The 9,806-nt window shown below is 73.7% G+C and carries 1 protein-coding gene; it reads left to right on the top strand.

The window, feature by feature from the left end; translation table 11 throughout:
• Nucleotides 1-21: 21 nt before the first annotated feature.
• Nucleotides 22-9,806, top strand: a 9,785-nt coding sequence (locus ACZ7NC_RS43170) for an SDR family NAD(P)-dependent oxidoreductase (protein WP_471497434.1), incomplete at its 3' end; no start/stop codon positions are given.

Below are 9,806 nucleotides of genomic sequence, written 5' to 3' on the forward strand. Positions count from 1 at the left end.
ATCAACGGACCCTCCTCGATCGTGCTCTCGGGCACGGAGGAAGCCGTTCTCGCGGTCGCCGCCGCCCTGCCCGACGGCCGGCGCACCACCCGGCTGCACGTGTCGCACGCCTTCCACTCACCGCTGATGGAACCGATGCTCGACGAGTTCCGAGCGGCGATCTCGAACCTGCGCTTCCACGAGCCGCGCATTCCACTCGTCTCCAACCTCACCGGAGACCTCCTCGCCCCGGACACGGCGGACTACTGGGTCCGGCACGTCCGCGACACCGTCCGCTTCGCCGACGACGTGCGCACCCTCACCGACCACGGCGTCACCCGCTTCCTGGAGATCGGCCCGGACAGTGTGCTGTCCGCCCTGATCGAGCAGACGGCGCCGGAAGACACCGTCATCGTCCCGACGTTGCGCAGGAGCCGGCCCGAAGAGGCGGCCACCCTCACGGCCCTCGCCCACCTCTTCAGCCACGGCGTACCCGTCGACTGGCCTGCCTGCTTCACCGGAATCCATGCTCGCCCCGCCGACGTACCGACCTACCCCTTCCAGCGTCGGCGCTTCTGGCCGACGCCCTCCCAGTCGCTCAAGGACCCCATCGCCCTTGGTCTGGAGCCCGTCGGACATGCGTTGCTCGGCGCGGCCGTGCCCCTTGCCGGTTCCGACGGCCTGGTCCTGACCGGTCGGCTTTCGCTCGCCTCGCATCCCTGGCTCGCCGACCACACGGTGCACGGACGTTCCCTGCTCCCCGGCGCCGCGCTGGCCGAAATGGGGTTGCGTGCCGGTGAGGAGTGCGGCTGTCGGCGCCTCGCCGAACTGACCCTGGGCACGCCGCTGGTGGTGCCCGAGGAGAGTGCCGTACGGCTTCAGGTCAGTGTCGACCCGGCCGGCGCGGACGGGCGGCGGGCGCTCACCGTGCAGTCGCGTCCCGAGGCAGATGCCGAGGCGCCGTGGACCGTCCACGCGACCGGACTGCTGGACGACGGGGAGGAAGTACCCGCGTACGAACCGGAGTTGGAGGTCTGGCCGCCGAGCGGAGCCGACCCCGTCGCACTGGACACGTTCTACGCCGACCGGGCGTCGACCGGGTTCGGGTACGGCCCCGCCTTCCAAGGGCTGCGTGGCGCGTGGCGGCGCGGTGACGAGGTCTTCGTCGAGGCGGAGCTGCCCGTGGGGACGGAGCCGCGTGGCTTCGCCCTGCATCCCGCCTTGTTCGACGCCGCTCTGCAGGGCACTTCGCTGCTGGTCGGGGACGGTGTGGTGCCGTTCTCCTGGGAGGCCCTCGCGCTGCACGCTGAAGGGGCGACGGCAGTGCGGGCGCGGCTGGCGCTGGTCGCGCCCGACCGTGTACGGGTGACCCTCGCCGACCCGATGGGGCAGCCCGTGGCAGGTGCCGACGCGCTCGCCGTACGTGCCATCACGGCGGGGCAGTTGGACGCGGTGGCCACGGCCGGGCCGCTCTACCGGGTCGAATGGGTGCCGGCTGCGGAGACCGACCGCAGTCCCGGCGCCGTAAGCGTTTCCGGGGACGACGACGGCACGCTCGGCGTGGCGCTGCGGGACGCGGGCCTCGTCGTGGACGAGGACGGAGCCGAGGCCGAGGTTCTGGTGCTGCCGCCGCCCACGTCGCAGGTGCGTGCCGCCGTGGCGGACGCCCTGGCAGTGCTGCAGGGCGCCCTCGCGCGAGAGGCGGAGCGTCGACTCGTCCTGGTCACGCGGGACACCGACGAGCCCGCCGTCGCGGCCGTGCGCGGACTGCTGAGGTCGGCCACGGCCGAGCACCCCGGCCGACTGGCCGTACTCGCCCTCACCGATCCGGCGCCGCAGGCGCTCCGCGGCGCACTCGCGCTGATCCTCGACGGTGCCGAGCCCGAGGTCGCGGTCCGGGGACGGGACGTGGTGGTGCCCAGGCTGGGGCGGGTGACGGGCGGTGAGAGGCGGTCTCGGGCGTGGGACCGGGGCAGTGTGCTGGTCACCGGAGGCACCGGCGGCCTCGGTGCCGCCGTGGCGCGGCATCTCGTCGAGCGGCATGGCGTACGGGACCTGCTGCTGGTCTCACGCCGGGGGCCGGAGGCGCCGGGCGCGGCCGAACTGGTCGCCGAGTTGTCGCGGGCCGGTGCCCGTGCCGAGGTCGCCGCCTGTGACGTGGCCGACCGCGACGCGCTCGCGGGACTGCTCGCCGGGCGGACCCTCGGTGGTGTGGTGCACACGGCCGGAGTGCTCGACGACGGCGTGGTCACCGCGCTGAGCGAGGAGCGGGTGGCGGCCGTGCTGCGGCCGAAGGTGGGTGCCGCCCGCCATCTGCACGAACTCGTCGACACCGAGGTGCCGTTCGTGGTGTTCTCGTCGGCCGCCGGTGTGCTCGGCAGCGCCGGTCAGGGCAACTACGCCGCCGCCAACGCCTGTCTGGACGCCCTCGTGCGTGAACGGCGTGCCGCGGGGCTGCCGGGGCTGTCGCTTGCCTGGGGCCCCTGGGAGGCATCCGCCGGGATGACCCGGCAGCTCACCGACTCCGATCGGGCCCGCATGGCCCGCACCGGGCTGCTGCCCCTGCCCACGGCGACGGCGCTCGCCCTCTTCGACACCGCCCTGGACCTCGACGAACCCGTCGTACTGCCCCTGAGCCTCGACGTACCGGCACTGGGCGCCGCCGGGCCCGCCGCGCCGGCTGTGCTGCGGGGGCTTGTCCGCGACCGGCGCCGAACCGCCGCCGCGCCGTCCGCGCCCGGTGCCGACGGGCTCGCCGGGGCACTGGGCCGGCTCGGACCCGGGGAACAGCGACGCGAGCTGCTCGGCGTGGTCCGCGCCCAGGTCGCCCGTGTGCTCGGACACCGCCGCGCCGATGCCGTCGATCCCCAACGGCCCTTCCGAGAACTCGGATTCGACTCGCTGACCGCCATCGAACTGCGCAACGGCCTCGCCGCCGCCACCGGCCTGCGCCTGTCCGCGACCCTCGTCTTCGACCACCCGACGGCCGCCGACCTCGCCACGCACCTGCACGAGCGGCTGACCGGCGGTCCGACGCCGGACGCCACCGAACCGACCGCCCGGCGCACCGCCACCGACGACGACCTCGTGGCGATCGTGGGGATGGCCTGCCGCTTCCCCGGCGACGTCGGCTCCCCGGACGATCTGTGGCGGCTGGTGACCGACGGCGTCGACGCGATCGGCGACGTACCCGCGGAGCGCGGCTGGGAAGACACCAGGCGGGGTGGGTTCCTCACCGGCGCGGGCGACTTCGACGCCGACTTCTTCGGAATGAGCCCGCGCGAGGCACTCGCCACGGACGCGCAGCAAAGGCTGCTTCTGGAGGTCTCCTGGGAGGCCGTCGAGGACGCCGGAATCGACCCGGTGACACTGCGGGGCAGCCGTACCGGCGTCTTCGCCGGCGTCATGTACGGCGACTACGGCACGCTCCTCACCGACGAGCGCTACGCCGGCCTGCGCGGCGCCGGCAGTGCCCACAGCGTGGCTTCCGGCCGGGTCGCGTACACCCTCGGCCTGGAAGGACCGGCGGTCACCGTCGACACCGCGTGCTCCTCCTCGCTCGTCGCGCTGCACCTGGCCGCCCAGGCGCTGCGCGGCGGCGAGTGCACCCTCGCGCTCGCCGGTGGTGTGACGGTGATGGCGACCCCTTCGACCTACGTCGAGTTCGACCGCCAGGGCGGGCTCGCCGCCGACGGCCGCTGCAAGGCGTACTCCGACGGGGCGGACGGTGTCGGCTGGGGCGAGGGCGTCGGCCTGGTCGTGCTGGAGCGGCTGTCCGACGCCCGGCGCAACGGGCATCCGGTGCTGGCTGTCCTGCGCGGCTCCGCCGTCAACCAGGACGGCGCCTCGAACGGCCTGACCGCCCCCAACGGACCCGCCCAACAGCGCGTCATACGCCAGGCCCTGGCCGCCGCCGGCCTCGCCCCGGCCGAGGTGGACGCCGTCGAGGGCCACGGCACCGGCACCCGCCTCGGTGACCCCATCGAGGCGCAGGCCCTGCTCGCCACCTACGGACAGGACCGCGCGCACCCGCTGCTGCTGGGCTCCGTGAAGTCCAACATCGGGCATACACAGGCCGCCGCGGGCGTCGCCGGCGTCATCAAGACGGTGCTGGCGCTGCGCCATGGCGTCGTGCCGCGCACCCTGCACGCCGAGACCGCGTCCACGCACGTGGACTGGGCATCGGGCGCCGTACGTCCGGTGCGTGAGGACACCCCGTGGCCCGAGACGGACCGGCCGCGCCGGGCCGCCGTGTCCTCCTTCGGCGTCAGCGGCACCAACGCCCACCTCATCCTGGAGGCGGCCGCACCGCGGGCGGCCGAGCCCGAGCGGAGCGATGTGGCCGTGACACCGGGAGTGGTCCCCTGGGTCATGTCCGCCCGCACCGCACCGGCCCTTGACGCCCGTACGGCGCAACTCGCCTCCCGTGAAGACGCCCTGGACGTCGGCCTGACCCTCGCGGCCACCGCCGGTAACGCCTTCCCGCACCGCGCCGTGGCCCTCGCCACCGGCACCGGCACCGGCAGCCCCGTGGAGATCGCCCGGGGGGTCGCCGCCGAGCCCGGCCCGACCGCGTTCCTGTTCTCCGGCCAGGGCGCTCAACGCCTCGGCATGGGCCGCGAGTTGTACGACCGCTTCCCGGTGTTCCGCGCCGCCCTCGACGAGACGCTGGCCCTGCTCGACCCCGGACTCCGCGACGTACTGTGGGGCGGCGACGAGGCCGCGCTCAACCGGACCGGCGCGGCCCAGCCCGCCCTGTTCGCCGTCGGGATCGCCCTGTACAGGCTGCTGGAGTCCCTCGGACTGCGCCCCGACATGGTGGCCGGGCACTCCGTCGGCGAGATCGCCGCCGCGCATGTCGCCGGTGTCCTCTCCCTGCCCGACGCGTGCCGCCTGGTCACGGCCCGGGCCACCCTGATGGACGCCCTGCCGGAGGGCGGCGTCATGGTCGCCGTCGAGGCCGACGAGGACGCCGTACGGCCACACCTCGCGGCCGGGGCGAGTCTCGCCGCCGTCAACGGGCCCGCCGCCGTGGTCGTCTCCGGAGACCCCGACGCCGTGGAGGCCACCCTCGCCGCCCTCCCGGGCCGACGCACCACCCGTCTCCCGGTCAGCCACGCCTTCCACTCGGCACACATGGACCCCATGCTGTCCGCGTTCCGTGCGGCACTGGACGGCTTGGACCTCCAGCCGCCCCGTCTGCCCGTCGTGTCGACACTGACCGGAAACGCCGTAGGGGAAGGCGAGTTGACCGACCACGGCCACTGGGTACGGCAGGTGCGCGAGACCGTCCGCTTCGGCGACGCGGTGCGCGCCATGGCCGACTCCGGCGTACGGACCTACGTCGAGGTCGGCCCCACCGCCGCCCTCACGGCACTCGTCGAGTCGATCCTGCCCCTGGACGCAGACGCAGACGCAGACGCAGACGCCCTCGCCGTGCCGCTGCTGCGGTCCGGCCGCCCCGAGGAGAACACGCTGGTCACGGCGCTGGCCCGGCTGTTCACCACCGGTGTCCCCGTCGACTGGCCCGCGTTGTTCACCGGCACCGGTGCCCGCCGCACGCGACTGCCCGCCTACCCCTTCCAGCACCGCCGCTACTGGCCGGCCGCCGGGGCCGCACGCGGTGACGTCCGCAGCTCGGGACTGACGGCGGTGCACCACCCGCTGCTGGGAGCTGCGGTCCGTCTCGCCGACAGCGACGCCGCTCTGTTCACCGGCCGCGTCTCGACCACGACCCATCCCTGGACCACGGGCCACCGCGTCGCCGGCCGGGTCGTGCTGCCCGGCACCGCGCTCGCCGAACTCGCCGCCCGAGCCGGCGCCGAACTCGGCCACGGGCACATCGCCGAACTCACCCACGCGCAGCCGCTGGTCCTGCCCGACGGCGAGGCCCTGACCCTCCAGGTGTCCGTCACCGAGCCCGACGAGGCCGGCCTGCGCCCCGTCACCGTCTCCTCCCGGCCCGACGACGACCCCGACGCTCCCTGGCTGCGCCACGCGGCCGGTCTGCTGGCCGCCACCGTCCCCGTGCCGGGTACGGCCGTCCCGTGGCCGCCCACCGACGCCGAGCCCGTCGACCTCGACGGCTTCTACGCCGAACTGGCCGACACGGGCCTCACCTACGCGCCGCCGTTCGGGGCGCTCACCGCCGTCTGGCGGCGCGGCACCGAGGTGTTCGCCGAGGCCGCGCTGCCGGACGACGCGGACACCGACGGCTTCGGCCCGCACCCCGCCCTGTTCGACTCCCTGCTGCACGCCGCCGTCTTCACGGGCGGCACACCGGGGCTGCCGTTCGCCTGGCAGAACCTTGACCTGCACGGCAGCACGGGCGCACGCGTGCTGCGCGCCCACATCGTCCGCGACACGACCACGGACGCCGTCCGCCTCACCGTCACCGACCCCGCCGGAACACCGGTGGCCTCGGTCGGCTCCCTCGTCACCAGGCCGCCGGCCGAGACCCGTACGACGGTCCCCAACGCGCTGTTCCGGCGCACCTGGACGCCCGTACCGGATCACGAGGCCTCGCCGGATGCTCGTACGGCCCTACTCACCACGGGTTCGGCCCCCGCCTGGGCACCAGAGGACGCCGAGATCCTGGACGCGCTCGACAGCGCGCTGACGGCACCGGACCTCGTCCTCACCGAGATCACCGCCGGGGAGCCGCACCGCACGCTCCGGCACACCCTGGACATCCTCCACACCTGGCTGGCCGCCCCGCCGTACGCGACGTCCCGCCTGGTCGTCGTCACCGCCGACGAGGACACCCCGGTGCTGGAAGCCGTCCGGGGCCTGGTCCGCTCGGCGGCCAACGAACACCCCGGCCGCCTGGGCCTGCTCACCCGCGACCCGGGCGCGCCGCTCCTCCCGTCCCCGGGCCGGCTGCTCGCCGCCTACGACCTGGGCGGCGAGTCGGAGATCGCCGTACGCGGAACGGAACTGCTGGCGCCTCGCCTGACCCGTCACGAGCCCGGCGCCGCGGAGGCCCGAGACCGCTGGACGGGGCCGGGCAGCGTGCTCGTCACAGGCGGCACGGGCGGGATCGGCGCGGCCCTGGCCCGCCATCTCGTCACCCACCATGGCGCACGCGACCTGCTGCTGGTGTCCCGGCGCGGCGCGGACGCCCCGGGAGCGGCCGAACTGCGCGCAGAACTGGTCGAGTTCGGCGCCGAGGTGGAGATCGCCGCGTGCGACGTGGCCGATCGCGCCGCACTGGCCGACCTGCTCACCGGCCGCACCATCGGCGCGGTCATCCACACGGCAGGCGTCCTCGACGACGGCGTCCTCACGGCCCTCACCGCCGAACGCCTCTCCTCGGTCCTGCGCCCCAAGGCCGACGCCGCACAGCACCTGCACGAACTCCTCCCCGACGTCCGGGAGTTCGTCCTACTCTCCTCGGCGGCCGGCACCTTCGGAGGCACCGGCCAGGCGAACTACGCCGCCGCCAACGCCTACCTCGACGGCCTGGCCGCACACCGCCGCGCCCTCGGCCTGCCCGCCGTCTCCCTCGCCTACGGACCGTGGGCGATGACCGACGGCATGACCGGCGACCTCGACCGCACCGACCGCGAACGCCTCGCACGCTCCGGCTTCCGCCCCCTGAGCGTCGAGGAGGGCCTGGCCCTGTTCGACGCGGCCACGAACGGCGAGGCACCGGTCGTGGTGCCCGTACGGCTCGACCACGCGGCCCTGCGGTCGCGTGCCGACGTCCCGCCGCTGCTTCGCGCCCTGTTCCGGACTCGTACCGCCACCGTCGGCGATCTCCCTGGACGCCTGGCAGGCAAGACCGCGGAGGAACAGCGGGCGTTGCTCCTCGACGTGGTCCGCGCTCGCGCCGCGGGTGTGCTCGGCCACGACGACTCCGGTGCCGTCGAACCGCGTCGCCCCTTCCGCGACCTGGGCTTCGACTCCCTGACCGCCGTCGAACTGCGCAACGCGCTCGCCACCGCGACGGGCCTGCGGCTGCCCGCAACCCTCGTCTTCGACCACCCGTCGGCCGACGCACTGGCGACGTACCTGCGCGATCGGCTGGCAGGCACGACGGCGGCTCCCGCCGGCCTCCCGCCCGCGACGCCCCTCACGGACGACCCCGTGGTGATCGTGGGCATGGCGTGCCGTTACCCGGGTGGCGTCGAGTCGCCGGAGGACCTGTGGCGGCTGGTGTCCGACGGTGTCGACGCGGTGTCCGGTTTCCCCGAGGACCGGGGCTGGGATCTGGAGGGGCTCTACCACCCCGACCCCGAGCACACCGGCACGTCCTCGACCCGAGCCGGGGGGTTCCTCGCCGATGTCGCCGGGTTCGATCCCGAGTTCTTCGGGATGAGTCCGCGGGAGGCGTTGGCGACGGATGCGCAGCAGCGGTTGCTGTTGGAGTCGGTGTGGGAGGCGATCGAGCGGGCGGGTATTGATCCGACGTCGTTGCGGGGCAGTCGTACGGGTGTTTTCGCGGGTGTCATGTACAACGACTATCGGGAGTTGTTGCCGGGGGAGGAGTACGAGGCTTTCCGGGGCAATGGCAGCGCGCCGAGCATCGCGTCGGGGCGGGTGGCGTATGCGTTGGGCTTCGAGGGGCCTGCGGTGTCGGTCGATACGGCGTGTTCGTCGTCGTTGGTGGCGTTGCATTTGGCTGCGCAGGCGTTGCGTGGTGGTGAGTGTTCGTTGGCGTTGGCCGGTGGGGTGACGGTGATGTCGACGCCGACGACGTTTGTGGAGTTCTCGCGGCAGGGTGGGTTGGCGCCGGATGGGCGGTGCAAGGCGTTCGCCGACGGTGCGGATGGGGTGGGCTGGGCCGAGGGTGTGGGTGTGCTGCTGCTGGAGCGGCAGTCGGACGCGGTACGTAACGGTCACCGGATTCTGGCGGTCGTCAAGGGTTCTGCGGTCAATCAGGACGGTGCTTCGAATGGGTTGACCGCGCCGAATGGTCCGTCGCAGCAGCGGGTGATCCGGCAGGCGCTGGCGGCTTCCGGGCTGTCGGCCGCTGATGTGGACGCGGTTGAGGCACACGGAACGGGAACGCGTCTCGGCGATCCCATCGAGGCGCAAGCCCTGCTCGCGACTTACGGTCAGGATCGTGAACGGCCGCTGCTGCTGGGGTCGGTGAAGTCCAACCTCGGTCACACCCAGGCGGCTGCCGGTGTCGCCGGTGTGATCAAGAGCGTGCTGGCGATGCGGCACGGTACCGTCCCGCGCACCCTGCACGTGGATGCCCCGTCCTCGCACGTGGACTGGTCGGCGGGCGCGGTGGAGCTGGTCCGCGAACCGGTGCCCTGGCCGGACGCCGACCGCCCGCGCCGGGCCGCCGTCTCCTCCTTCGGCCTGAGCGGCACCAACGCGCACGTCATCCTCGAAGCCGGCCCCCAGCAAGAGCCCCCTGTCGAAGACACCGGGCACCCCGTGCCTCTGGTCGTCACGGCACGCTCGGAAGCGGCACTGGACGCACGCATCCGGCAACTCCAGCCGGGCGAACCGTCGGTGCACACCGGCTACACGCTGGCCACCGGTCGGGCTTCCTTCAGCCACCGTGCCGTGTTGCTGGCGTCGGCGGAGGTGGCCAGGGGAGTGGCGGCCGAGGCACCCTTGGCGTTCGTGTTCTCCGGCCAGGGCGCCCAGCGCCTCGGCATGGGCCGCGAACTGTACGACCGTTTCCCGGAGTTCGCGCAAGCCCTGGACACGACGCTGGCGGAACTGGACCCGCGTCTGCGTGACGTCATGTGGGGTGAGGACGAAGAGGCCCTCAACCGCACGGAGTTCACCCAGCCGGCTCTCTTCGCTGTCGAAGTGGCGCTGTACCGTCTCGCCGAATCACTGGGCGTGCGGCCGGACTTCGTCGC

Source organism: Streptomyces sp. NPDC111802, assembly GCF_055634335.1.